This window comes from Mycobacterium sp. NGS29, assembly GCF_059812965.1.
Genome location: NZ_JCALDR010000006.1, coordinates 259,898 through 283,016 on the forward strand (window position 1 = coordinate 259,898; position 23,119 = coordinate 283,016).

Below are 23,119 nucleotides of genomic sequence, written 5' to 3' on the forward strand. Positions count from 1 at the left end.
CTAGCCGCGCCGCTCCAACCACTCGACCAGCGAGCGTCCGGCGTCCAGCACGTGTCGTTCGGCGATGGCGCGGGCCCGCTCGGAGTCCTTGTCGCCGAACGCGTCGAGCAATGCCTGATGGTCGTCGAGCGAGTGTTTCTCGTGGTCGGGAAATAGGGTGAGGAAGTTGGTGGGCACCACCCGCGCGGCCTGCTTGATCTGGGCCATCAGGCGCGGTGAGTGTGCGGCGCGGTGAATCTTCTGGTGGAAATGCCAGTTGGCCTCGCCGATGCTGTCGTCGCCGGACCGGGCGGCCACGTCGGCGGCGAGTTCGCGCAGCATGGCCAGTTCGTCCGGTTCGATGCGCTGCGCGGCCCAGGCTGCTGCCTGCCCGGTCAGCACGCCCAGGATGGTGAAGCTGTCCAGCACGTCGTCGGGGCTGATGCCGATCACCGTGACGCCGCTGCGCGGGGCGACCCGGACCAGGCCCTCGAAGGACAGTTCCAGCAGGGCCTCGCGGACCGGGGTCCGACTGGTGGCGAACTCCTCGGTGATGGCGTCGAGGTCGATACGAGCTCCGGCGGGTAGCGCGCCGGTGATGATGCGGTCGCGCAGTTCGCGGGCCGCCCGCTCCCGCACGGTGCCGGAGATGTCGATCCCTACCACCCAGCGAGCATACCAAACGTGACATTTGAAATCTAATATATCAGATGTTACATTCCGAACTATGCGAACCGATCAGATGTCCCTCGTCGCCTTCATGCAAGCGGGCAGCACCTCGGTGTATGCCGGATCGTGGCGGCACCCCGCGACCGAGCACCGCTATCTCGACGCGTCCTACTACGCCAAGATCGGCCGCCAGCTCGAAGAGGGCTGCTTCGACCTGATGTTCTTCGACGACCGGTTGGCCATGCCCGGGGTGTACGGCGGGTCGGTGGACGAGGCGGTGAAGTACGGCGCGCGGCCGGTCAAGCTCGACCTGGGCGTCGTGCTGGGCGTACTGGCGCAGGCGACCTCCCACATCGGGCTCGGTGCCACCTACTCGACCACCTACTACGCGCCGTTCCACGTCGCCCGCACCTTCGCGTCGCTGGACCACCTCTCTGCCGGGCGGGCCGCCTGGAACGTCGTCACCTCGGTCAACGACAGCGAGGCGCAGAACTTCGGTGTCGATGCGCATCTGGGTCACGACGAACGGTATGACCGTGCCGACGAGTTCATGGACGTGGTCACCGGCCTGTGGGACACCTGGGAGGACGACGCGATCCTGCACGACCGCGGCTCCGGTCGGTACGCCGACCCGGCCAAGGTGCACGAACTCGGCCATGTCGGGCAGTACTTCGCCGCCCGCGGGCCATTGACGGTGCCCCGCACGCCGCAGGGCCGGCCGGTCATCATCCAGGCGGGGTCCTCGGGTCGCGGCCGCGAATTCGCCTCGCGCTGGGCCGAATTGATCTTCACCGGCGACCCGGGCATCGACGTGGCCCGTACCCACTACGCCGATCAGAAACAACGCATCGAAGACGCCGGGCGCGACCCCGCCTCAGTGCGCATCTGCCCGATGGCCTACGCCGTGGTGGGGGAGTCGGAGTCGCACGCCAAGGACCGCGAGGCGATGTTCCTGAACGACCTGGTGCACCCCATGGCGTCGCTGACCCTGTTGTCCGAGTTGATGAACTACGACTTCGCCCGGCACGACCTCGACGACCCGGTCACCGACGAACTCATCGCATCGGCGTCCGGAATCCGCGGCCTGGTGCAGAACCTGCGCACCCATATCGGGGGCGACACCGTGACGGTACGCGATCTGGCCGGCCACCGCGCCACGCTGTTGCAGGGGCCGCGATTTGTCGGCACCGGCGAGCAGGTTGCCGATCAGATGGCGGACTGGTTCGAAAGCGGCGCCTGCGACGGATTCGTTTTGGCGGCAACGCATCTGCCGGGCGCCTTCGAAGACGTGGTGCGCATGGTGGTGCCGGAACTGCAGCGACGTCGGCTGTTTCGCACCGCCTACGAGTCGTCGACCTTGCGGGGACACCTGGGCCTGCAACGACCGGTGGGCGCCCATGCTTGACGGTCTGCGGGTGCTGGACCTTGCGACCCTGGCGGCCGCGCCACTGGTGGCCACCTATCTCGGCGAGTTCGGTGCCGACGTGATCAAAGTCGAGCAACCAGGGTGCGGTGATCCCATCCGGACGTGGGGCAACCAGCGCGACGGCGTCGGACTGATGTGGAAGTCGTTGTCGCGCAACAAACGGTCCGTCACGCTGGATCTGCGGTGCACCGAAGGCCAGGAACTGACCCGCCGGTTGGTGGCGCACTCCGACGTGGTGATCGTCAACACCCGGCCGCAAACGTTGCGCAAGTGGGGGCTGGACTACGAGAGTCTACGGGCGGTCAACGAGCGAATCGTGATGCTGCACATCACCGGATACGGACTGAGCGGACCCAAGAGCGAACGGCCCGGGTTCGGCACCCTCGGCGAGGCGATGAGCGGTTTCGCCCATATCACCGGACAGGCCGGCGGGCCGCCGACCCTGCCGCCGTTCATGCTGGCCGACGGTGTCGCGTCGCTGAACGCGGCGTATGCGGTGCTGATGGCGCTCTACCACCGCGACGTGCACGGTGGTCCCGGACAGCTCATCGACGTCAATCTCATTGACCCCCTGGCCCGTTTACTGGAACAGACGTTGCTGGGATATGACCAGCTGGGCCTGGTGCCGGAACGGTCGGGCAACCGTTGGGACATCTCGGCTCCACGCAACACCTATCGCACCGCTGACGACCGGTGGCTGGCGATGTCGGGCAGTTCACCAGCGTTGGCGCTGCGGGTGTTCCGGGCGATCGGGCGAGATGATCTGGTGCATGACGCGGATTTCTCCGACCCGCAGCGCCGGCTGGCCCGGGCCCGTGAGGTCGATACCGTGGTGGCGGATTGGGTTGCCGGCAAGACACTTTCAGAAGCGATGGAGGTTTTCCAGGCCCATGAGGTGGCGGCGGCACCGGTGTATGACATCACCGATCTGGTCGACGACGAGCAACTCACCCATCGCGGCGTGTTCATCTCGGTCGACGACGACGAACTAGGCGCGATGACGGTGCAGGCTCCGGTGCCGCGGTTCTCGGCGGCCACCGGCACCGTCGGACAGCTGGGTCCACGCCTGGGCCAGCACAACGCCGAGGTCTACGGCGAACTACTCGGTCTGAGTGCCAACGACATTGAGGACCTGCACGCCCGTGGCGTGTTGTGAGAGAAGGACATTGATGACTGGACTGCTTCGTCGCTCGGAACTCGCCGTGCCCGCCAGCAACGACAACATGTTCGAGAAGGCCGCGGGATGCGGCGCGGACCTAGTGTTCCTCGACCTCGAAGACGCCGTACCCGCGGCGTTCAAGGAACAATCGCGGGCCAAAGCCATCGCGGCACTCAACGACATCGACTGGGGCAGCACCGCCCGTGCCATCCGGATCAACGGCCTGGACACCCCGTGGTGCCATGACGATCTGATCGAGGTGGTGACCAAGGCCGGACGGAATCTCGACACCATCATCGTCCCCAAGCCGCGCACCGCCCGCGACGTGTGGTGGGTCGACGTGTTGCTCACACAGCTCGAATCAAAGTTGCTACTCAACAAGCAAATTCGCCTCGAAGTGCTGATCGAGGAAGTGGAAGGCCTGGCCAATGCCGAGGCCATCGCGGTAGCCAGCCCGCGGTTGGATGCGTTGATTTTCGGGGTGGGCGACTTCTCGCTGTCCCAGGGCGCGCGGGTGGACACCAACTTCGTCCCGCTCGGCGAATACCCCGGCGACTTTTGGTCTTACGCGCGCAACAAGGTGATCGTGGCGGCGCGCATCGCGGGCATCGATGCCATCGACGCGCCGTACCCGGACTATCAGGATCTCGCCGGCTATGAGCGGGACGCGCGCCGGGCCTCGCTGATGGGGTATACCGGCAAGTGGGCGATCCACCCCAGCCAGGTGCCGGTCGCAAACGGTGTCTACGCGCCGACCGCCGACGAAATCGCTGTAGCCAAGCGTAATGTCGCGGCCTACCGGGAAGCAGAAGCCAACGGTCGCGGCGCGGTCGGGGTGAACGGGGTGCTCGTCGACGCTGCCCACGTGAAGATGGCCGAGCAGACGCTGGCACGCGCCACACTGATCAACGGGTCCTAGATTGTGATGACTATTGCGAAGATCCCTTGCGGGGATGGTTGACATACCACGATGGCAGCGATCTGCTACGCATGTGGTGAAGTGGCCACTTACCGCTGCGGATGTCTCGCAGTCGTTCTGGATGGGAGATACGGTGCCGTACGTCGAATCCGCGGTACGCACCAAGCAGGCAGTGGCCGCTGCGCGCGCAGTGCTGATGCGCGACGGAGTGGGCGGCACCACCATGCGCGCAGTCGCGACTGAAGCCGGCGTCCCGCTGGGCACCCTGCAGTACGTGTTCCCGTCCAAGCAGGGTCTGCTGCGGGCGGTGTTCGAAGACATCGTGGAAGAGATCGCCGAACTGCTGCGGATTTCGGCGGAACTCGAAGCCGGTCTGGAGCATGCGATTCGGGTGGGGTTGCGCAACTTCTGGACGGAGTTGGTGGTCAACCATCGCGAATTGCAGTTGGTACAGCTCGAACTCGTCACCCATGCGTTGCGGACGGCCGGTCTGGAGGAACTGCCGCGCTGGCAGTACGAGCGGTACATCGAAATCGTTGCGCAGTGGTGTGAGTCGGCCGCGACGCGGGCGGGGGAGACCACGACGATTCCCTTTGATCGGCTGGCCCGGCTGCTGGTCGCCGGTATCGACGGCCTGATCCTGCAGCACGTGATCAGCGCGGACGCGGACCGGTCAAGGGCCGATCTCGACGCGCTGGTCGAGACGGTCGTGTCTCTCGCGGTGGTCCGGTCCCCCTCCAACTGACTCTTGCCCACGGCTCTGCAGTGCCTTAGTTTTAAGCCCAACTAAGTCATACGACTGTATGAGTTGGGAAGGTGAAGGCAATGGTGGATGTCGATGTGGTGATCGTCGGCGCTGGACTCGCGGGGCTGTCGGCGGCCCGCGAGCTGGTCGCCGCCCGGAAGTCCGTGTGCGTCCTGGAAGCCAGGGATCGCGTCGCAGGCCGCAACCGCGGCGGGTTTCTCAGCAACGGGGTTCCCGTCGAATTGGGCGGTCAGTGGGTCGGGCCAGGCCAGGACACGGTGCTGGCGCTGATCGACGAGCTCGGGCTCGAGACGTTCCCCACCTATGACACCGGTGAGGCGATCACTGCCATCGATGGTGAGACGTTGCGCTATAGCGACGCATCGTTCGGACTTCCGGCCGACAACCTTGCCGAGATCGGCCGGGTCTGGGGCGAGCTCGAGACGCTGGCGGCCACGGTGCCGACGGCCTCGCCCTGGCAGGCGGCGGACGCTGCCGATCTGGATCGGCAGACCTTCGACGGCTGGTTGACGGCCCAAACCTCCGACCGGATCGCGCTCCGATTCTTCCGGCTCGTGGTGCCCACCTTGTTTTGTGCGGAGACGCCGGAACTTTCGTTGCTGCATCTGTTGTTCTACCTGCGGTCGGGTAGCGGCTTGGCCGGAATGCTCGCGGTGACCGGCGGTGCGCAGGAGCTGCGAGTACTGGGTGGGACGCACCAGATCTCCGAGCGATTGGCCGCGGAACTCGGTGACCGAGTCCAGTTGGGAGCGGTGGTCCGGACCATCGTGCAGGATCCGGATGGGGTCACGGTCACTTACGAGGACGCCGACGCGGCGAGCTCGGGCACGGTGACGGCCAGCCACGTGGTCGTCGCGATTCCGCCGACCCTGGCCGGCCGGATTCGGTATGTGCCGCCGCTGCCTTCCGCTCGCGACGCGTTGACCCAGCAGTTCCCGGCCGGGTCGGTGATCAAGGTCCAGGTCGGTTACTCGACACCGTTCTGGCGCGATGCCGGGCTGAGCGGCTTCGTGACCAGCCTCGACGATGCGTTGAGTGTTGTCATGGACAACTCACCGCCCGACGCATCCTGCGGGGTCTTGGTCGGGTTCATGGACGGCGCCCATGCCCGGGATGCGGCCGGGTTGCGGGCTGAGCAGCGCCGCAAGCTGATCATCGATGCGCTGGTGAAATATTTCGGGCCACAGGCCGCCGAGCCGTTCGACATCATCGAACTTGATTGGGCGGCAGAAGAATTCACCCGTGGTTGCTACGGGGGACGCCTCACCGCCGGCGCGCTGACCCAGTTCGGCAAGGCGCTGGCCGCTCCGGTCGGCCGGATCCACTGGGCCGGCGCCGAGACTGCCCAGCAGTGGTGCGGTTACATGGACGGCGCCATCACGTCGGGTCGCCGCGCAGCCGGGGAGATCCTCGACACCAGGTGACAATGCGGCACACTGGGTCGGTGGTCGAGGTAGCCGTCGAGTCAGGCGTAGTTCGCGGACGACGGCACGGCGACGTGGAGATGTGGCGGGCGATTCCCTATGCGGCACCGCCGGTCGGCCCGCTACGCTTCCGGGCGCCGCAGCCCGTCACGCCCTGGTCCGGCGTGCGCGATGCGACCCAGTTCGCCTATGCCGCGCACTCGCACCGGTTCAGCTCGCCACTCGGCGTCGTCAAGCGGCAGATTCAGCACGAGGACTGCCTGACGCTGAACGTGTGCGCACCCGCCAAACGCACCGACGGTCCGCTTCCGGTCCTGGTCTTCATCCACGGCGGCGGCTACTTCGAGGGCACATCCGCGCTGCCGGTGCACGATCCGACGCCGCTGGTGCGGCGCTTCGGGATTGTGCTCGTCACCATCAACTACCGGCTCGGTGGTTTGGGCTTCGTCGATTTCTCCCGCTACGCAACGGAATTCGAGTCCAACCTGGGGCTACGCGATCAAGTGGCCGCGTTGAGTTGGGTGCGGCGCAATATCGCAGCTTTCGGCGGTGATCCCGACTGCGTCACCGCCTGCGGCCAGTCCGCCGGTGCGAGCGCCGTCCTGACCCACCTCGCCGTGCCCGCTGCGCAGGGTCTGTTCCAGCGGGCGATCGCGCAGAGTCCGATACCCGACGCGGTGCGCACGCCGGAGCAGGCCGCAGACACCGCGCGTCAGGTCGTCGATGTGCTCGGCGGTGATCACACCCTGCTGCGCACGGCGCCTCCCACCGCGATCACCCGGGCCGCGATCCGGGTGATGTTGCGGACCGCGCGCACCGTCCCGTGTCAGATGGCGCTGGCACCGGTGATCGACGGGGACTTCCTGCCCGAAGATCCGACGGCGGCGATCGGCGCCGGCCGCGCCCACCGCGTCCCGCTCATCATTGGGTCGATGCGCGACGAGATGGGGCACGCCGGCTGGGTGCCGGTGCGGCCGTTCGTCGATCTGTTCCCGACCACCCCGGCACGGGTGGACCGCATGTTCGCGGCAACCGATCCCGCCGCCCGGAAAAACGTGTTGGCGCACTATCCGGACTATCCCAGCGCGGCGACGCTGACCCGGCTCGCCACGGATTGCTTCTTCGTCCGGCCGATGATCGCCGCGGCCGAGGGCCACGCCCGACACGCGCCGACCTACCTCTATCGGATCGATTACGCCCCGCCGGTGCTGCGCCGGATCGGGATGGGCGCCATCCACGCCACCGATGTACCGCTGTTGTTCGGCAGCGCGGGTGCTGTGGCGCTGGCGGTCGGAGGACGCCGCGAACACCGCGCCATCGGCGACTGGGTACAACAGCACTGGGTCGAGTTCGCGCGGACCGGCAGCGCCGCTTGGCCCGCCTACGCCGACGGGGAGGCCGCCATGGTGATTGATCGCCCGGAACCGCGTATGGTCGACGGACTCTACAGCGCGACCCGCGACGCATGGTGTCATTACCGTGGACCGCAGCGGGACGCGAAACCTACTGCAGCGCATTAGCAGGCACCGATGCGCCGGGTAGCGATACTGGATGATTACGCGGGTCTTGCTCTGCAGCTGGCTGACTGGTCGGAGATTCAGAAACACTGTGAGATAACGGTTTTCGATCGGCACCTGACCGAAGACGAGGCAGCCGAGGAGCTGCTGCCGTTCGACGTGCTGTGCACGATGCGCGAGCGAATGGCGTTCCCGCGCGGCCTCATTGCACGGTTGCCGAATCTGAAGCTCATCACCATCGTCGGTCGCAGCCTGCCCAACCTCGACCTGGCCGCCGCTACCGAGCACGGGATACTGGTCGCCCATTCCGACTTCGCGCATCCGCGATTCCGCGCGGTGCGCGACGCCACACCCGAACTGGCCTGGGGACTGATGATCGCGACCGTGCGGAATCTGGCCGAAGAGCACCGGCGCATGCGCGGTGGTGGATGGCAGAGCACCACCGGTATGACATTGTCCGGCAAGACTTTGGGATTGCTCGGACTCGGCCGAGTCGGTAAACGTATGGCCGAATATGCAACCGTATTCGGTATGGACGTGGTGGCCTGGAGTCAGAACCTGACCCCGGATGCCGCCGCGCAAGCGGGCGCACGGTGGGTCGAGAAGGGGGCGTTGTTCGAACAGTCCGACGTGGTGTCCATCCACCTCGTACTATCCGAGCGCACCCGCGGGCTGATCGGTGCGCCCGAGCTTGCCCTGATGAAGCCGACGGCGTTCCTGGTCAACACGTCTCGCGGGCCGATCGTCGACGACACAGCGCTCGTCGAAGCCCTGCGCCGGGGCCGACTCTCCGGAGCGGGCCTGGACGTCTACGACACCGAACCGCTGCCCGTCGACCATCCGCTGCGGACGCTGCCGAACGTGACACTCTCGCCCCATCTCGGCTACGTCACGCGAGAAATGCTGAGCGCGTTCTATTCCGACGCCATCGAAGCCGTGGCCGCCTGGCTGGACGGTACTCCGACGCGGATCGCGAATCCCGAAGCGCTGTGCTAGACGGTGCGGCCACGCCGTCAGCCCCGACCAGCAATCCAGCGGGGGCTTCGCACCGCCTCCAGGGCCTCAGCTACGCAGCGATCCAGCGGCTGCCGAGCCGGGTCTTGCCGCACCCAGCGCTGGAACCCGAAATCGGCGGCGGCAAAACTCAAATGCACCAACAGACCTGGCCGGATGTCGGTGTCAGGATCCACACCCATCCGGTGCGCGGTGATTCCGGTGGCTCGCTGCCGGTCATCAGCGGTGTGAAACTGCAGCCGCTCCAGGACTTCGGGTGCCACCAGCAGCGCCGACCGCCACTCCTCGGTATCGGCCGCACCGAAGGATCGGGTGCGACCGACGATGGCATTGGCCAGTGCGACATCCGGTGATTCGGTGGCCGGCTGCTGTTCGAGCAGGCTTACCACTTCGGCTCCGCCATGCCGTGCCGGCGCCAGCAGCAGATCCTCCTTGGTTGTCACGTGCCGGAACAAGGTGCGCGTGGAAACGCCTGCGGCGGTAGCGATCTGATCCGTCGTCACACCGTCGTAGCCGCGTTCGGCGAACAATCTGAACGCAGCGCGACGGATGTCGGCGCGGATCTGGGCACGCTGGCGGTCCCGCAGCGACTCCCCCGAGACACTCACCGGAAGCTGCCGATCCCACCGTCGACATGGATGGTCTGCCCGGTGAGGAACGTCGAATCGGCGCCCAGCAGGAACGCAACCAGTGCACCCACATCGGTACGCACGTCCCCGATCCGCTTCATCGGGACCCGTCCGACTGCCTTGGCGTAGTCGTCGGGAGCGAGCTGCTTCCACAGCTTGACGCCGTCGGATTCGGCGAACGGGCAGATGACGTTCACCCGGATGTTGTCGCGGCCCCACTCCAGCGCCGCGACCTTCGACAGGCCGCGGATCGCTTCCTTGGCGGCGGCGTATCCACCGAACTTGGGTTCGCCGCCGGTGCCCGAACCCGAGCCGAGGTTGACGATCGAGCCGCCACCGGCAGCGACCATCACCGGGTATACCGCCTGCATCAGCAGAAACGTGGCGCGCGGACCGACGTCGTAGCCGAGTGCCAGGTCGGTGGGGGTGATGTCGACGAACGGCTTGGGCTCGTTGCTGGCGATCGCATTGTTCACCAGGCCGTGCACGGCGCCGAATGTGCCGACGGCGGCGGCCACGATCTGCGGCCCACTGTCCACGTCCCGCAGGTTGGCCGATAGCGTCGAAACCCGTTCTCCGGAATCGAATTCCGCTCGCAGTTCAGCCGCGGTCGCGGAGAGCTTGTCGTCTTGGATGTCCACCAGCAACACCGAGGCACCCCGTTCCAGCAGTGCGGCGCTCACCCCTTTGCCGATGCCCTGCGCGGCGCCGGTGACGACGACGACCTGCCCGCGCAGCGAGTCCGGGTGCGAGTAACTCATCCGGCTGGGCCCAATCGCAGGGGCACCCCACGATGCAACTCGTAGGTGCTGCGTACCGCGCCCGGCAGTTCGATGAACTCGACCGCGGTACCGTCCGGGTCCTTGACGAAAAACATTCGCACACCGCTGATTTCGAAAGGCTCCTGCTCTGGGGCATAGCCGGCGTCCCGAACCCGGCGGTGGGTGTCGTCCAAATCGGTGACCGACAGGGACAGGTTGTGTATGCCGGCGATGCCGGGACGGGCCGGCTGGTGGTGCGGCGCGGCCGGCCCCAGCGAGAGCAGTTCGATCATCAGCCCGCCCAGCAGCCCACCGACCACCCGGCCCTGCTGCTTGCGGGTGGAATGCAGGACGGCGTCGAACGGCTCGCCGGAGATGGTCTGGTCGAACACCACGTCGAGGCCGAGCAGGTCGCGATAGAACCCCAGCGCGCGGTCCATGTCGGTCACCCCGACGACCAGGTGACAGAACGAAACATCCTCGAGCACGCTCATGGCTTCTCCCGCGCGCGAGCCGAAACCAGCGGTGGCGCAGGCAGATCGAACGAGGGCTTGGTGGTGCCGCCGTCGACCCGCAGGATCACCCCGGTCACCCAGGACGAGGCGGGCGAGGCGAGATAGAGCGCCGCGGCGGCGATGTCGCGTGGGGTCCCGATACGGCCCATCGGGGTGTTCGCCACGAACTCGGTGCGCGGCGCGTCGTTGGTCGTCACGAAATCCATCGACTGTGTCGCCACCCCACCGACACCGATCGCGTTGACCCGCACCAGGGGCGCCAGGTCGGCCGCCATGTCCTGAGTCATCATGTTCAGCGCCGCCTTGCCCGCGCCGTAGGCCGTCATGCAGCGCATCGCCATGTCACCGGACCGGGATGAGATGTTCACGATCGATCCGGATCCGTCGGTGTCCACCATGGCCTGCGCGGCTAGGCGACTCAACACGAACGGTGCGACGGCATTGAACTGCAGCGCGGTGCTCAGGTACCGCGAGGAGGTCTGCATGGCCGGGCGCGGCTGGGTTCCGCCGGCGTTGTTGACCAGGATGGACAGTCGGCCGAAGTGCTCGACGGTCACTGCGACCAGCCGCTCCAGGTCGTCCTCGACCAGCACGTCGGTGACGACGGAAAGGCCACGGCGACCGGTCTTTTCGATCAGCCGCACGGTTTCGTCCAGATCGGACCTGGTGCGCGCGGCCACGACGACGTCCGCACCCGCCTCAGCGAACGCGACCGCGATGTCGCGACCGATCCCGGCGCCGGCGCCGGTCACGATGGCGACGCGGTCGGTCAGGCGAAAGGAGTCCAGGATCATCGGTTGCCGCCCGCGAGGTGCGGCGCCGGACGTCCGGCGAACAACGGCAGGTCCAGGTAGGTCTTGATACCGGGCTCGGCCGCGCACACGTCGGGGATGGCGTTGACGCAGTGGTTGGCGGTGGCGACCACGCCGGGATTGCGGATCAGACCCTCGGCGACGCTGGGCGGTTGCAGCCCCTTGAAGGTGAGGTTCACGGTGGGGTCACCGGTGATCTCGACCTCGAACCGCTCGCCTTCGCCGCCGAAGTTCCAGGCGGGTTCCAGGTTCTCCTCGCCCATCAGCCAGTTGACCGCGGCGGTGATGACCGGTTCGCCGTCGACGGTCGCTTGCCACCGAAACCGCCGTGCGGCAACGGTTCCCGCAGTGATGGCGAATGGCTCGTAGTCGATCTCGGCGGTGGCTACCGCGATCTCCTGAAGCGTCTGGATGCCGGAATCGATGCGGAAACCCATGTGGTCGGCGATCATCCGGACCGACATTTTGAAGCCTTGCTCCAGCAGCGCGGCCATCGGTCCCTGCACAGCCTCCTCGGGGGTGCCGCCGAATCCCATGATGTGTCGCACCACGTCCGGGGCGTTGTAGGTGCGGATGTCCGAGAATTCCTCGGCGCGCACGTGGGTGACCGCCGAGGACAGCCCGGACAGCATGAGCGGGAAGCGCTCGGTGATCCCGCCGGGGTGAATCCCCGACCCGTGCAACGTGACCCCGGCCTCGAGTGCGGCGTCGGCGACGGCCCGGTGTCGGGGATGGGTCAGGTCCGGGTAGACCCAGCCGACTGGGGTGACGATGTTCTTACCTGACCGCAGGATCGCCAGCACTTCGTCGTCGTTAGGGATCAGCGGGCTGTAAACGACGCAGTCGGCGTCCAGAGCCAGGATCTCGTCGACGTTGGTGGTGGCGGTGACACCTATGGGGTCGACTCCCACGATCTCGCCGACATCTCGGCCGTTCTTGTCCGCGGAGTGGACCCAGCAACCCACCAAATCGAGTTGCGGATGGTTCAGCACGCATTGGACGGCGGCTTTCCCGACGCCCCCGGTCGCCCACTGGATGACGCGAAGTGTGGGCGCAGCGATCATGGGACACCTTTCCGACGGAACTGAGGGCAGTGGTGGCAATGTATGACGATATGGCAGTGACTGTCAATACCGTCGGCACAAACCAGCCGCTACTGGACGGTCCGAACCCGACCGCGGTGTTACGCCTGTGGGGTGACGGCGGCGCGCTCGGCAGCCGCCTGATCGGTGCGGCGGACGAATCGGCGCAGCAGGGTGGTGGCGGTCCCGATGCAGGCGACCAGCAGGATCGGGCCGGTGGTGACGATCAGGATCTGCGAGATGTCGACCGGCAGAGCGAAGATGCACGCGACCGCGGCGATCGGGAACATCCCGCAGACCAGTCCGAGCTGCACGCACAGGCGGGTGTGCAGGCTGTGCCAGTCGCGGATCTCCCGCTCCGACCAGCCGCGCTGCGGTAGCGCCGCTTCCGCGAGGCTGGGCACGATCGCACCGGTGATCACCTTGGAACTTGGTTTGCGCAGCACACCGCTGACGACCACCGACCACACCAGGAACGTGGCCGGAATGAGCTCGGTGACCTGGACGATGCGCGGATTTTTAGTGGTGAACGCGACCGCGAGGGAGACGGCGGCGCACACCAGCACAGCCACGTTGAGAAACTCCACCTTGCGCTTGCGGACCACCGAGTACAGACCCTGCAGGGTCGCGACGACGATCGCACCCACCAGGGCCAGGTAGGGCGTGACGCCGAAGAGGCGCAGGCCGTAGTAAGCCAACACCGGCGGGACCATGTTGACGACGGTGGTCATGGCGTACTCGCGCAAGCTCTTCGGTGCATCGAACCCCGCGTTGGGGGCTTCGATGGTCACGGGCTCGGATTGGTGAGACACGGTTCGAGGGTAGCCGAACGTTAGGTACACCTAACATCGAGCGGGTGGCGAAGCTGAGCGCCGGTCTGCTGTTGTACCGGACACGAGCCGGGGTCGTCGACGTCTTGATAGCGCACCCGGGCGGCCCGTTCTGGGCGCGCAAGGACGACGGCGCGTGGTCGATCCCGAAAGGCGAGTACGCAGACTCCGACGATCCGTGGGCCACGGCGCAGCGCGAGTTCACCGAAGAGATCGGGCTGCCGGTGCCCGACGGACCGCGGACCGACCTCGGTGCGGTGCGACAACCCAGTGGCAAAGTGGTCACCGCCTTCGCCGTCCGCGGGGACCTCGACATCACCGATGCGCGTAGCAACACCTTCGAAATGGAGTGGCCGCGCGGGTCGGGGAAGATTCGCGAGTTCCCCGAGGTCGATCGCGTCGGCTGGTTTCCGGTGGCCCAGGCCCGAAGCAAGCTACTCAAGGGGCAGCGGGTCTTCCTCGATCGCCTGCTGGCCCAACCCGGCCTGCCCGGGTCGGGTCAGGATGCTCCGTGAGCGACTGTGTCGGACAACCACTTTCGCGGGTCAGCCAGCGGCGCGCGACAGCCCGTTGATGCAACGTGCGCCGGGCGGCGCGGCCGCCCCGTGCACAATGGGCAGCATGCCATCGACGCCAACCCAGGCCGACTCGCAGACGCTGCTGCTAAGGCTGCTGGACCAGGCAAACCGCGCCAATCCGTATCCGGTGTGCGCGGAGCTGCGCGAGCTCGGACCCATCGAGCTGCCGGGCGGCAACTTCGTCCTGTTCTCCACCTACCGCGACTGCGACGAGGTGCTGCGGCATCCGGCCTCGAGCAGCGACCAGTTCAAGTCGACCGCGGCGCAGCAGATGATCGAGGCGGACCAGGCGATGCGCCGGGAAGTGCCGCCGGGCTTCCTGTTCCTGGACCCACCCGATCACACCCGGCTGCGCAAATTGGTCAGCAAAGCGTTCGCGCCCCGGGTGGTGAGTGCGCTGCAACCCGAGATCAGCGCGTTGGTGGATGGCATGCTGGACCGGATCGCCGAGCGGGGGAGTTTCGACGTGGTCGCAGACTTCGCCTACCCATTGCCGGTGGCAGTCATCTGCCGGTTGCTCGGGGTGCCCTTGGCGGATGAGCCGCAATTCAGCCGCGCCTCCGCGGTGGTGGCCAGGGCGTTGGACCCGTTCCTGGTCGACGATCAAGACGACGGTGTCGAAGAATCGCTGGATGCCGGGGCGAGTTTGCGCGAGTACTTGCACGGCCAGATCGACCGTCGCCGTGCCCAACCCGGTGACGACCTGTTGTCTGCGCTGGTGGCCGTCAACGAATCGGGCGATCAACTGACCGAGGAGGAGATCGTCTCGACCTGCCTGCTGCTGCTGGTGGCCGGACACGAGACCACGGTGAACCTGATCGGGAATGCGATCCTGGCGATGTTGCGCGACGGCCGCCAGTGGGGTGCGCTCGGCGCTGATCCCGGTCGGGCCGCGGCGATCGTCGAGGAAACCCTGCGTTACGACCCGCCGGTGCAGCAGTTGAGTCGAATTGCCCTGGACGACATCAGGATTGGCGATACCGAAGTCGCCAGGGGTGACGTGATGCTGTTGCTGCTGGCCGCCGCGCATCGCGATCCCGACGAGTTCGATCGACCGGACAGCTTTGATCCGGACCGAACCTCGTTGCGGCACTTGGGATTTGGTCGCGGTGTCCACTACTGCCTAGGGGCCCCGCTGGCTCGGTTGGAAGCGACGGTGGCGCTCTCAGCGGTGACGGCCCGCTTCCCGAACGCCCGGCTCGCCGGCGAACCGCTCTACAAACCCAACATCAACTTGCGGGGTCTGTCGACACTGCGGGTCGAGGTTTAACGGCGCCCGGCCAGGCTGATCAACAGCGGTATCGGAGTGCCTACCGGATCGAGGGCTTCCGCGTCGCGGTAGACGCCGATGGTGTATTCACCGGTGGTCTCGATGGCGAACGACAGTTGCGGGGTGAAGCACCGGTACTTCGACGGCTTGCCCTCTTCGTCCGGCCACTGCCAGGCCGACCGGACGGTGCCGCGGATCGTCCCGCCCGGATCTTTGCAGACGATGAACAACTGCGGGTCGAAATCCCCACCTGCCGGTGCATGGACCACCAGCACCAGCGGGACCGTCAGCCAAATCGGAACCTGGTTGACGTCGTAGCTGGTGATCGGCAAACGGGTGGCGTCGATAGCGGAGTCGTCGATGTTGGCGGAGCCCGCCACGAGCAATGCGGCAACGTGCATCGCGCCAGCCTATTCGGGACTGTCGGCGTCTGGGGTGGCATCGGGCAAAACGATAGAAATCGGCACCGGCGTGGACAACTCGAATTTCCCGTCGGCGTCGTAGTACGCCCCGACCGTGTACTCGCCTTCGGACGCCACCTGGAACGAGAGTTCCTGGGTGAAACACCGGTACTTCGACGCGAGCTTTGCGTCATCGGGCCAGTGCCACGTCGCCCGCAGGGATCCCAGCGGTTGCCCGGATGGATCCTTGCACACGACGTGCAGGTCAGGGTCGTAGTCGCCACCTGCAGGTGCGTGCACCACCAAGACCACGGGAACTGTTGCCCACAAGGGCATTTGGTCAACCTGAAACCACGCCATCGGAATGGACGTGGCATTGATCGCGCCGTGTTCGTCGAACGCGGCAGTACGTGCAACGAACAACGCACACACGTGCAGCATCACGACATCCTAAGTGCGGGCCAGGCCAGGTCCGCGATCGCGATGCAGTACCCGTCGCCGACCGGCGTACCGCGCGCGAACATTCAGCGGCGCCAGGTCGTTCATCCGACAAGACCCGGCGCGTCCTGCGCTGGCCGGCGTGAACACAATGAACTGATGGAGCTACCCGTGATGCCGCCGGTCTCGCCGATGCTGGCCAAGTCGGTGAAGTCGATTCCGCCCGGGGCCTCGTATGAGCCCAAATGGGACGGTTTCCGCTCAATCTGTTTCCGCGATGTCGACGAGGTCGAGCTGGGCAGCCGCAACGAACGGCCGTTGACCCGCTACTTCCCGGAGTTAATCGCGGCAGTCAAAGCCGAGTTGCCGCGACGCTGCGTCATCGACGGCGAGATAGTCATCGCCGGCGCACAGGGCCTGGATTTCGAAGCATTGCAACAACGCATCCATCCGGCCGAGTCGCGGGTGCGGATGCTGGCCGAGCGCACTCCGGCGTCTTTCATCGCGTTCGACCTACTGGCCCTTGACGATGAGGACTACACGAAGCGGCCGTTCAGCGAGCGGCGTGCCGCCCTGGTCGAGGCGCTGGCCGGGTCGGGTCCGTCGATCCACGTCACGCCGGCCACCACGGATCCGGCCACCGCTCAGCGGTGGTTCGAAGAATTCGAGGGAGCCGGCCTCGACGGCGTCATCGCTAAGCCGATCGCCGGCACCTACCTGCCGGACAAGCGAGTCATGTTCAAGATCAAGCACGAACGCACCGCCGACTGCGTCGTCGCCGGCTACCGGGTGCACAAGTCCGGCGGTGACGCTATCGGTTCGCTGCTCCTCGGACTCTACGAGGATGGTGGCCCCTCAGGACAGCTGGCCTCGGTCGGCGTGATCGGTGCGTTCCCGATGGCCGAGCGTCGACGGTTGTTCACCGAATTGCAGCCGCTGGTCACCACTTTCGATGGCCATCCCTGGAATTGGGCGGCACATGAGGCGGGTGAACGCACTCCCCGCAAGAACGAGTTCTCCCGCTGGAACGCGGGCAAGGACCTGTCCTTTGTGCCGCTGCGCCCGGAGCGAGTCGTCGAGGTTCGCTACGACCACATGGAAGGCCGACGGTTCCGCCACACCGCGCAGTTCAACCGTTGGCGCCCCGATCGTGACCCACGGTCGTGCACCTACGAACAGCTGGAGCAGCCACTGACCTTCAGCCTGGGGGACATTGTGCCGGGCCTCGGCTAGGCGAACCGGGGGCGTGAAGCTGCTTCGACCCCCGCGGGATGGTCTGCTGCTAACTCGGCGTGCTGGAATCGACTCATGGCGGCCAAGGCAGAAGAGCTCGATGTCGACGGCATCGCCGTGCGGTTGACCAATCGGGACAAGATGTACTTCCCCGAACTCGGGACGGAAGGCACCAAGGGCCGACTCGTCGAGTACTACCTGGCGGTGGCCCGGGGGCCGATGCTGGCGGCGCTTCGTGACCGCCCCACGCACCTGCAACGTTTTCCCGACGGCATCGACGGCGAAGAGATCTACCAGAAACGGGTGCCGCAACACCATCCCGATTACCTGGAAACCTGCCGGATCACCTTCCCGTCCGGACGCACGGCCGATGCGTTGCAGGTGACCCATCCGGCGGCGATCGTGTGGGCGGCGCAGATGGGTACCGTCACGCTGCATCCATGGCAGGTGCGCTGCCCCGATACCGAGCACCCCGACGAGTTGCGCATCGACCTGGATCCGCAGCCCGGCACCGGTTTCGTCGAGGCGCGCACGGTGGCGGTGGACGTGCTGCGGCCGCTGCTGGACGAACTCGGGCTGGTGGGTTATCCGAAGACCTCCGGAGGCCGCGGCGTGCATGTCTATCTGCGCATCGCCACCGACTGGGATTTCATTCAGGTGCGCCGCGCCGGCATCGCACTGGCCCGCGAGGTGGAACGGCGTGCGCCGGACGCGGTCACCACGTCCTGGTGGAAGGAAGAACGGGGGGAGCGGATCTTCATCGACTTCAACCAGAACGCCCGCGACCGCACCATGGCGTCGCCGTACTCGGTGCGGCGCACCCCGATCGCGACCGTGTCGATGCCGCTGAGCTGGGACGAACTGGCCGAGGCGGACCCGGATAACTACACCATGGCCACGGTGCCGGATTTCGTCGCCGCCCGGGACGATCCGTGGGCCGGCATGGACGATCACGCGCAGTCGCTGACGCCGTTGCTCGAGCTTGTCGAGACCGACGAAGAGCGCGGCCTGGGGGATATGCCGTATCCGCCCAACTATCCGAAGATGCCGGGCGAACCCAAACGCGTCCAGCCCAGTCGGGATACCGACCGGAAGAAGGCCTAGAGCCCGAACCTCCGCGTCCCTGAGTCTGCAATCTCCGCGTTTGCGCCGATGTTTTACGCGCGGTATTCCAATCGGCCAGCGGGCGGGAATAGCTGACCCCTACCGAGCGCGACGTGGTGCGACTGGTCACCGAGGGACTGGGCAACAACGACATCGCCGCAAGGCTTTTCGTCTCACCCCGCACGGTCCAGTCCCACCTGACGCACGTCTACCAGAAGCTGAGCCTGAGCTCCCGGGTGCAACTGGTGCAAGAAGCCGCCCGCCACCCCTGAGTGCTCAGATGGCGATGGACTTGGTCTCCAGGTAGGCGTCCAGGCCCTCCGGGCCCAGCTCCCGCCCGTAGCCACTGCCCTTCACGCCGCCGAACGGCGCGAACGGGTCCATGGTGTAGCCCTGATTAATGCCAAGGGTTCCGGTGCGGATGCGGCGCGCGATCGCCAGCGCCCGGTCGGTGTCGCCGGTGAAGACCGAGCCGGCCAGGCCGTAGTCGGAGTCGTTGGCGATGGCCACCGCATCGTCTTCGTCCCGGTATCCGATGACGGTGATGACCGGACCGAAGATCTCCTCGCGCGCGATGCGCATGCTGTTGTCGGCATTGGCGAACAGGGTGGGTTTGACGTACCAGCCGGTGTCGAGGCCGTCGGGCATCTCGGTACCGCCGATGACCAGTCGCGCGCCCTCCTGTTGGCCAAGCTCGATGTAATCGCGCACGCGGCTCTGCTGGCGCTGGGAGACCAGCGGGCCGAGTTGGGTTTCGGGGTCGTCGGGGTCGCCCACCCGCAGCCCGCTCATCTCGGCCGCAAGCGCGTCGACGTACTCGTCCTGGCGGTGCTCGGGGACCAGCACCCGGGTCAACGCGTTGCAGATCTGGCCGCTGTTGGCCAGGCTGGCCGATCGCACTCCGGCGGCGACCTTGTCGGGTGCCGCATCGTCGAGGACAACCGCTGCGGATTTGCCGCCGAGTTCGAGGCTGACCTTGGTGAGGTTGGCACCGCACGCGGCCGCGACAGCGCGCCCGGCCGCGGTGGATCCGGTGAACGACACCTTGTCCACACCGGGGTGCGAGACCAGCAGCTCGCCGACTTCGCGGTCGCCGGGGACGACGCTGACCACACCGGGCGGTAGGTCGACCGAACCCAGCATTTCAGTCAAAAGTAGTGCGTCCAAGGGTGATTCGAGTGCCGGCTTGAGTACCACCGCACAACCGGCCAGCAGTGCGGGCACCAGTTTGGTGACGATCAGGAACTGCGGCATGTTCCACGGCACGATGGCGGCGACGACACCCACCGGTTCCTTGCGGACGCGCACGTCGGCCCCGAAGTAGCCGGCGCGGGCCTCTTCCCACGGGTGACGCTCGGCCAGGTCGCAGAACGCACCCATCATCATCGCGGGCAGGCCTACCTGCGCACGCTTGGCGAAGGTGATGGGAGCGCCGATTTCGGAGCTGATGGTTTGGGCCATCTCCTTGCGCCGTTCCTGGTAGATCTCGGTGAGCCGGCGCACGGCGGCGATGCGCTGAGACGGCTCGGTGCGTCCCCATGCGTCGGCGGCCTCCCGCGCTGCCTGCACGGCGGCGTCGACGTCGGCGGCCCCGGCGGCAGTCAGCTCGGCGATCGGCTTCTCGGTGTGCGGGGAGATGACCTCGAAAACCTGCGATCCCATCCAGACCCTCCAGTATCAACTACTTGCGATTACCGGGACGAGCATATACCGTCGGCCCGACGGAGTATGGACAGGAGCCGTTATGCCCCGATTCCCCAAGCCCCCGGAGGGCAGCTGGACCCAGCACTACCCCGACTTGGGCACCGGTCCGGTGTCCTACGAGGACTCGATCAGCCCCGAGATCTACGACCTGGAGCGCGCCGCAATCTTCAAACGCGCCTGGCTCAATGTCGGTCGGGTAGAACAACTTCCACGTAAGGGCAGTTACTTCACCAAAGAACTGAAGGTAGCCAACACCTCGATCATCCTGGTGCGCAACACGTCCGGTGAGATCAACGCTTTCCATAATGTCTGCCGGCACCGCGGTAACAAGCTGGTGTGGAATGACATGCCGCTGGAGGAGACCCGCGGGGTGTGTCGCCAATTCACCTGTAAGTACCACGCGTGGCGGTACGACCTGGACGGGAACCTGACTTTCGTCCAGCAGGAGGAGGAGTTCTTCGACCTCGACAAGAGTCGGTACGGCCTGGTGCCGGTGCACTGCGAGGTCTGGGAAGGCTTCATCTTCGTCAACTTCGCCAAGCAGCCCGAACAGTCGTTGCGCGAGTTCCTGGGTCCGATGGTGACGGCGCTGGAAGGTTATCCATTCGATTTGATGACCTCGCGCTGGTACTACCGCTCAGAGGTGAAGGCGAACTGGAAGCTCTACATGGATGCGTTCCAGGAGTTCTACCACGCACCGGTATTGCATGCGAACCAGTCGCCCACCGCGTACTCGAAAGCCGCGGCCGAAGCCGGATTCGAGGCCCCGCATTATCGGCTGGAGGGTCCGCACCGGTTGGTCAGCACCTCGGGGGTGCGGGCCTGGGAGATGGCCGAAGAAATGCGCAAGCCGATCGAGGACATCTGCCAGAGTGGGCTGTTCGGGCCGTGGGACAAGCAGGATCTGGGTGAGATGCCGGCCGGTCTGAATCCCGCGAAATGTGAACCGTGGGGCCTGGACTCGTTCCAGCTGTTCCCCAATTTCGTCATCCTGTTCTGGGGGCAGGGGTGGTATCTGACCTACCACTATTGGCCGACGTCGTACAACAGCCACATCTTCGAAGGCACACTGTATTTTCCGCAGCCGCGCACCCCGCGCGAGCGGGTCGCGCAAGAGCTGGCCGCGGTGTCGTTCAAGGAGTACGGGCTGCAGGACGCCAACACGCTCGAAGCGACTCAGTCGATGATCGAGTCCAACGTCATCAACGACTTCCTGCTCTGTGATCAGGAGATCCTGATCCGGCATCTGCATACCGAGACCGCGGCCTGGATCCAGGACTACCAACAGCGTGCCGGGGTGCGCGTCTGATGATCGAGTCCCCGGTTCTGCCAGTCGAATTCGCCGATCTGGAACCCTTCGTCGACTGGTGTCTGCCCACCGAACCGCAGCGCTACGCCAAACGGCTCGCCAGTTCGATGACCGAGATGAAGGCGTTCTACGACGCGATCACCCCGCGCGCCGAAGAGGCGTTGAGCTACTGCGACAAGTTCCCGCTCGACGACCTGCCCGAGGACGTCCTGAACTTGATGCACCTGCTGTACTCGATGATCATGGTGTCGTTCCCGGTGGAGTGCTGGAAGCAGCCACGCGTGCCCGACTCGGGTGCCTCCACCCTGGACTGCGTGTCCGAGCCCTACCCGTGAGCACCGTCCTGCGGGCCGAGCGCTGGGCCGACGTCGATGCCGGGCAGGTCCGCTCACCCGCAGTGGTGGTGGTCGACGGGAATCGCATCCTGGCCGTCAATCCCGAAGGCGCACTGCCGGATTCGGCTGAGGTCATTGACCTCGGGGACGTGACGCTGTTGCCCGGGCTGATGGACATGGAACTGAACTTGTTCATCGGCGGTCCCGGCGGCCCGGAGGGTTTGCCGGCCCCGATGCACGGCGTCCAGGATGACCCTGCCTATCGCACGCTGCGCGCCGCGGTCAACGCGCGCACCACGCTGGAAGCCGGCTTCACCACGGTGCGCAACCTGGGGCTCATGGTCAAGACAGGCGGTTACCTGCTCGACGTCGCTCTGCAGCGCGCCGTCGAGCAGGGGTGGCACGCCGGCCCGCGGATCTATCCGGCCGGCCACGCCGTCACGCCCTACGGCGGGCACCTCGACCCGACCGTCTTTCAGCGCCTGGCGCCCGGGATCATGCCGCTCTCGATCGCCGAGGGCATCGCCAACGGCGTGCCCGACGTGATCGCTTGTGTGCGTTACCAAGTCCGGCACGGCGCCAAACTGATCAAGGTCTCGGCCTCCGGTGGAGTGATGTCGCACAGCACCGCTCCGGGTGCCCAGCAGTACTCCGATGCCGAATTCGCCGCGATCGCCGACGAGGCGCACCGCGCCGGGGTGCGGGTGGCCGCGCATGCGGTCGGGGACAGTGCGATCCGGGCGTGCATCCGAGCCGGTATCGACTGCATCGAGCACGGCTTCCTGGCCTCCGACGACACGATCCAGATGATGGTCGACCACGGCACCTTTCTGGTCTCCACCACCTACCTCACCGAGGCGATGGCGATCGACCGGATCGCACCCGAGTTGCGCAAGAAGGCCGAAGAAGTCTTTCCCCGCGCAAAGGCCATGTTGCCCAGGGCGATTGCCGCCGGGGTCCGGATCGCCTGCGGCACTGACGCACCAGCCATCCCGCACGGCCAGAATGCCAAGGAACTCGGGGCGCTGGTCTCGCGCGGCATGACGCCCATGCAGGCCATCCGGTCGGCCACGGTGGTGGCCGCCGAACTCGTCGAGGCCGACCACGAACTCGGCCGCCTCGCGCCGGGCTACCTCGCCGACATCATCGCGGTGCCCGGCGACCCGTCCCGCGACATCGCTACCACCCTGGAGGTGTCATTCGTGATGAAAGACGGCCAGCTGGTCAAGGTGCCGACATGATCGC

24 protein-coding genes and 1 pseudogene are annotated in these 23,119 nt (G+C 66.3%); 15 read left to right on the plus strand and 10 right to left on the minus strand.

Annotated features, from left to right (window positions below; all coding sequences use genetic code 11):
* Positions 1-645 (minus strand): GntR family transcriptional regulator, encoded by a 645-nt coding sequence (locus AC5Y5Z_RS11345; RefSeq protein ID WP_463826073.1) that lies wholly within the window; start codon positions 643-645, stop codon positions 1-3.
* Positions 646-706: 61 nt separating this feature from the next.
* Between AC5Y5Z_RS11345 and AC5Y5Z_RS11350 the strand changes: the two genes are divergently transcribed.
* The 7 genes from AC5Y5Z_RS11350 (at position 707) to AC5Y5Z_RS11380 (ending at position 8,855) form a co-directional block, all read left to right on the plus strand.
* Entirely contained in the window at positions 707-2,053 is a 1,347-nt protein-coding gene (locus AC5Y5Z_RS11350; protein ID WP_499925165.1) for an LLM class flavin-dependent oxidoreductase, read from the plus strand.
* Complete coding sequence (locus AC5Y5Z_RS11355) at positions 2,046-3,230, plus strand: CaiB/BaiF CoA transferase family protein (RefSeq protein WP_499925166.1); 1,185 nt, start codon at positions 2,046-2,048, stop codon at positions 3,228-3,230. Before AC5Y5Z_RS11350 ends, AC5Y5Z_RS11355 begins: the two co-directional genes overlap by 8 nt.
* A gap of 13 nt (positions 3,231-3,243) precedes the next feature.
* Positions 3,244-4,152 (plus strand): HpcH/HpaI aldolase/citrate lyase family protein, encoded by a 909-nt coding sequence (locus AC5Y5Z_RS11360; RefSeq protein WP_499925168.1) that lies wholly within the window; start codon positions 3,244-3,246, stop codon positions 4,150-4,152.
* A gap of 133 nt (positions 4,153-4,285) precedes the next feature.
* The gene (locus AC5Y5Z_RS11365; RefSeq protein WP_463826069.1) at positions 4,286-4,897 is read left to right on the plus strand and encodes a TetR/AcrR family transcriptional regulator; all 612 of its coding nucleotides are present in this window, start codon (positions 4,286-4,288) and stop codon (positions 4,895-4,897) included.
* 80 nt (positions 4,898-4,977) lie between these two features.
* Positions 4,978-6,342, plus strand: coding sequence for a flavin monoamine oxidase family protein (locus AC5Y5Z_RS11370; protein WP_499925170.1), 1,365 nt, complete (start codon positions 4,978-4,980; stop codon positions 6,340-6,342).
* 20 nt (positions 6,343-6,362) lie between these two features.
* Entirely contained in the window at positions 6,363-7,862 is a 1,500-nt protein-coding gene (locus tag AC5Y5Z_RS11375; protein WP_499925171.1) for a carboxylesterase/lipase family protein, read from the plus strand.
* A 9-nt stretch (positions 7,863-7,871) separates the two neighbouring features.
* A complete protein-coding gene (locus AC5Y5Z_RS11380; RefSeq protein WP_499925173.1) occupies positions 7,872-8,855 on the plus strand; it encodes a D-2-hydroxyacid dehydrogenase family protein in 984 nt (327 codons plus the stop codon).
* A gap of 17 nt (positions 8,856-8,872) precedes the next feature.
* Here AC5Y5Z_RS11380 and AC5Y5Z_RS11385 read toward each other — a convergent pair whose 3' ends face one another.
* The 6 genes from AC5Y5Z_RS11385 to AC5Y5Z_RS11410 all read right to left on the minus strand — a co-directional run bounded on the left by AC5Y5Z_RS11385 (position 8,873) and on the right by AC5Y5Z_RS11410 (position 13,403).
* On the minus strand, positions 8,873-9,481 hold the full coding sequence (locus AC5Y5Z_RS11385) for a TetR/AcrR family transcriptional regulator (protein ID WP_499925174.1): 609 nt from the start codon (positions 9,479-9,481) through the stop codon (positions 8,873-8,875).
* The gene (locus tag AC5Y5Z_RS11390; RefSeq protein ID WP_499925176.1) at positions 9,478-10,263 is read right to left on the minus strand and encodes an SDR family NAD(P)-dependent oxidoreductase; all 786 of its coding nucleotides are present in this window, start codon (positions 10,261-10,263) and stop codon (positions 9,478-9,480) included. The genes AC5Y5Z_RS11385 and AC5Y5Z_RS11390 overlap by 4 nt, the downstream gene beginning before the upstream one ends.
* Entirely contained in the window at positions 10,260-10,757 is a 498-nt protein-coding gene (locus AC5Y5Z_RS11395) for a VOC family protein (RefSeq protein WP_499925178.1), read from the minus strand. Before AC5Y5Z_RS11395 ends, AC5Y5Z_RS11390 begins: the two co-directional genes overlap by 4 nt.
* Positions 10,754-11,572: a glucose 1-dehydrogenase gene (locus AC5Y5Z_RS11400; protein WP_499925180.1), complete on the minus strand. Its 819-nt coding sequence runs from the start codon at positions 11,570-11,572 to the stop codon at positions 10,754-10,756. Before AC5Y5Z_RS11400 ends, AC5Y5Z_RS11395 begins: the two co-directional genes overlap by 4 nt.
* Complete coding sequence (locus tag AC5Y5Z_RS11405; RefSeq protein ID WP_473138584.1) at positions 11,569-12,654, minus strand: NAD(P)H-dependent amine dehydrogenase family protein; 1,086 nt, start codon at positions 12,652-12,654, stop codon at positions 11,569-11,571. Before AC5Y5Z_RS11405 ends, AC5Y5Z_RS11400 begins: the two co-directional genes overlap by 4 nt.
* Before the next feature lie 119 nt (positions 12,655-12,773).
* Positions 12,774-13,403 carry a VC0807 family protein gene (locus AC5Y5Z_RS11410; protein ID WP_463826416.1) on the minus strand — a complete coding sequence of 210 codons (630 nt, stop codon included), beginning with the start codon at positions 13,401-13,403 and terminating at the stop codon, positions 12,774-12,776.
* Between the two features lie 125 nt (positions 13,404-13,528).
* On the opposite strand from AC5Y5Z_RS11410, the gene AC5Y5Z_RS11415 reads away from it, so the two are divergent.
* Positions 13,529-14,017 (plus strand): NUDIX hydrolase, encoded by a 489-nt coding sequence (locus AC5Y5Z_RS11415; protein ID WP_473138583.1) that lies wholly within the window; start codon positions 13,529-13,531, stop codon positions 14,015-14,017.
* A 106-nt stretch (positions 14,018-14,123) separates the two neighbouring features.
* Complete coding sequence (locus AC5Y5Z_RS11420) at positions 14,124-15,350, plus strand: cytochrome P450 (protein WP_499925181.1); 1,227 nt, start codon at positions 14,124-14,126, stop codon at positions 15,348-15,350.
* Here the strand turns inward: AC5Y5Z_RS11420 and AC5Y5Z_RS11425 are convergent.
* Both AC5Y5Z_RS11425 and AC5Y5Z_RS11430 read right to left on the minus strand, forming a co-directional pair.
* Entirely contained in the window at positions 15,347-15,751 is a 405-nt protein-coding gene (locus AC5Y5Z_RS11425; protein ID WP_463826058.1) for a hypothetical protein, read from the minus strand. The two genes, AC5Y5Z_RS11420 and AC5Y5Z_RS11425, sit on opposite strands and share 4 nt — an antisense overlap.
* A 9-nt stretch (positions 15,752-15,760) precedes the next feature.
* Positions 15,761-16,192, minus strand: coding sequence for a hypothetical protein (locus AC5Y5Z_RS11430; protein WP_463826057.1), 432 nt, complete (start codon positions 16,190-16,192; stop codon positions 15,761-15,763).
* 156 nt (positions 16,193-16,348) lie between these two features.
* On the opposite strand from AC5Y5Z_RS11430, the gene AC5Y5Z_RS11435 reads away from it, so the two are divergent.
* The 3 genes and pseudogenes from AC5Y5Z_RS11435 to AC5Y5Z_RS11445 form a co-directional block, all read left to right on the plus strand.
* Positions 16,349-17,422 carry an ATP-dependent DNA ligase gene (locus AC5Y5Z_RS11435; protein ID WP_499925183.1) on the plus strand — a complete coding sequence of 358 codons (1,074 nt, stop codon included), beginning with the start codon at positions 16,349-16,351 and terminating at the stop codon, positions 17,420-17,422.
* 75 nt (positions 17,423-17,497) lie between these two features.
* Positions 17,498-18,526, plus strand: coding sequence for a non-homologous end-joining DNA ligase (gene ligD, locus AC5Y5Z_RS11440; protein ID WP_463826055.1), 1,029 nt, complete (start codon positions 17,498-17,500; stop codon positions 18,524-18,526).
* A 92-nt stretch (positions 18,527-18,618) separates the two neighbouring features.
* Positions 18,619-18,798, plus strand: a pseudogene (locus tag AC5Y5Z_RS11445) (response regulator transcription factor); the annotation flags it as partial.
* Between the two features lie 4 nt (positions 18,799-18,802).
* Here the strand turns inward: AC5Y5Z_RS11445 and AC5Y5Z_RS11450 are convergent.
* The gene (locus tag AC5Y5Z_RS11450; RefSeq protein WP_499925184.1) at positions 18,803-20,188 is read right to left on the minus strand and encodes an aldehyde dehydrogenase; all 1,386 of its coding nucleotides are present in this window, start codon (positions 20,186-20,188) and stop codon (positions 18,803-18,805) included.
* A gap of 82 nt (positions 20,189-20,270) precedes the next feature.
* Here AC5Y5Z_RS11450 and AC5Y5Z_RS11455 point away from each other — a divergent pair, with 82 nt between their 5' ends.
* From AC5Y5Z_RS11455 to AC5Y5Z_RS11465, 3 genes are read left to right on the plus strand one after another with little or no spacing between them, the layout of a single operon-like run.
* Positions 20,271-21,539, plus strand: coding sequence for an aromatic ring-hydroxylating oxygenase subunit alpha (locus tag AC5Y5Z_RS11455; RefSeq protein ID WP_473138577.1), 1,269 nt, complete (start codon positions 20,271-20,273; stop codon positions 21,537-21,539).
* The gene (locus AC5Y5Z_RS11460; RefSeq protein ID WP_499925186.1) at positions 21,539-21,874 is read left to right on the plus strand and encodes a hypothetical protein; all 336 of its coding nucleotides are present in this window, start codon (positions 21,539-21,541) and stop codon (positions 21,872-21,874) included. Before AC5Y5Z_RS11455 ends, AC5Y5Z_RS11460 begins: the two co-directional genes overlap by 1 nt.
* The gene (locus tag AC5Y5Z_RS11465; RefSeq protein ID WP_499925187.1) at positions 21,871-23,115 is read left to right on the plus strand and encodes a metal-dependent hydrolase family protein; all 1,245 of its coding nucleotides are present in this window, start codon (positions 21,871-21,873) and stop codon (positions 23,113-23,115) included. The genes AC5Y5Z_RS11460 and AC5Y5Z_RS11465 overlap by 4 nt, the downstream gene beginning before the upstream one ends.
* Positions 23,116-23,119: the final 4 nt, after the last annotated feature.

Bases quoted from the DNA above. Each gene is read 5' to 3' on its own strand.
- AC5Y5Z_RS11430 (WP_463826057.1), bottom strand. From the start codon at position 16,192: ATGCTGCACGTGTGTGCGTTGTTCGTTGCACGTACTGCCGCGTTCGAC.
- ligD (WP_463826055.1), top strand. From the start codon at position 17,498: ATGGCGGCCAAGGCAGAAGAGCTCGATGTCGACGGCATCGCCGTGCGG.
- AC5Y5Z_RS11420 (WP_499925181.1), top strand. From the start codon at position 14,124: ATGCCATCGACGCCAACCCAGGCCGACTCGCAGACGCTGCTGCTAAGG.
- AC5Y5Z_RS11405 (WP_473138584.1), bottom strand. From the start codon at position 12,654: ATGATCGCTGCGCCCACACTTCGCGTCATCCAGTGGGCGACCGGGGGC.
- AC5Y5Z_RS11425 (WP_463826058.1), bottom strand. From the start codon at position 15,751: ATGCACGTTGCCGCATTGCTCGTGGCGGGCTCCGCCAACATCGACGAC.
- AC5Y5Z_RS11435 (WP_499925183.1), top strand. From the start codon at position 16,349: ATGGAGCTACCCGTGATGCCGCCGGTCTCGCCGATGCTGGCCAAGTCG.
- AC5Y5Z_RS11400 (WP_499925180.1), bottom strand. From the start codon at position 11,572: ATGATCCTGGACTCCTTTCGCCTGACCGACCGCGTCGCCATCGTGACC.
- AC5Y5Z_RS11460 (WP_499925186.1), top strand. From the start codon at position 21,539: ATGATCGAGTCCCCGGTTCTGCCAGTCGAATTCGCCGATCTGGAACCC.
- AC5Y5Z_RS11450 (WP_499925184.1), bottom strand. From the start codon at position 20,188: ATGGGATCGCAGGTTTTCGAGGTCATCTCCCCGCACACCGAGAAGCCG.
- AC5Y5Z_RS11455 (WP_473138577.1), top strand. From the start codon at position 20,271: ATGCCCCGATTCCCCAAGCCCCCGGAGGGCAGCTGGACCCAGCACTAC.
- AC5Y5Z_RS11390 (WP_499925176.1), bottom strand. From the start codon at position 10,263: ATGAGTTACTCGCACCCGGACTCGCTGCGCGGGCAGGTCGTCGTCGTC.
- AC5Y5Z_RS11370 (WP_499925170.1), top strand. From the start codon at position 4,978: ATGGTGGATGTCGATGTGGTGATCGTCGGCGCTGGACTCGCGGGGCTG.
- AC5Y5Z_RS11355 (WP_499925166.1), top strand. From the start codon at position 2,046: ATGCTTGACGGTCTGCGGGTGCTGGACCTTGCGACCCTGGCGGCCGCG.
- AC5Y5Z_RS11410 (WP_463826416.1), bottom strand. From the start codon at position 13,403: ATGACCACCGTCGTCAACATGGTCCCGCCGGTGTTGGCTTACTACGGC.
- AC5Y5Z_RS11350 (WP_499925165.1), top strand. From the start codon at position 707: ATGCGAACCGATCAGATGTCCCTCGTCGCCTTCATGCAAGCGGGCAGC.
- AC5Y5Z_RS11360 (WP_499925168.1), top strand. From the start codon at position 3,244: ATGACTGGACTGCTTCGTCGCTCGGAACTCGCCGTGCCCGCCAGCAAC.
- AC5Y5Z_RS11380 (WP_499925173.1), top strand. From the start codon at position 7,872: ATGCGCCGGGTAGCGATACTGGATGATTACGCGGGTCTTGCTCTGCAG.
- AC5Y5Z_RS11395 (WP_499925178.1), bottom strand. From the start codon at position 10,757: ATGAGCGTGCTCGAGGATGTTTCGTTCTGTCACCTGGTCGTCGGGGTG.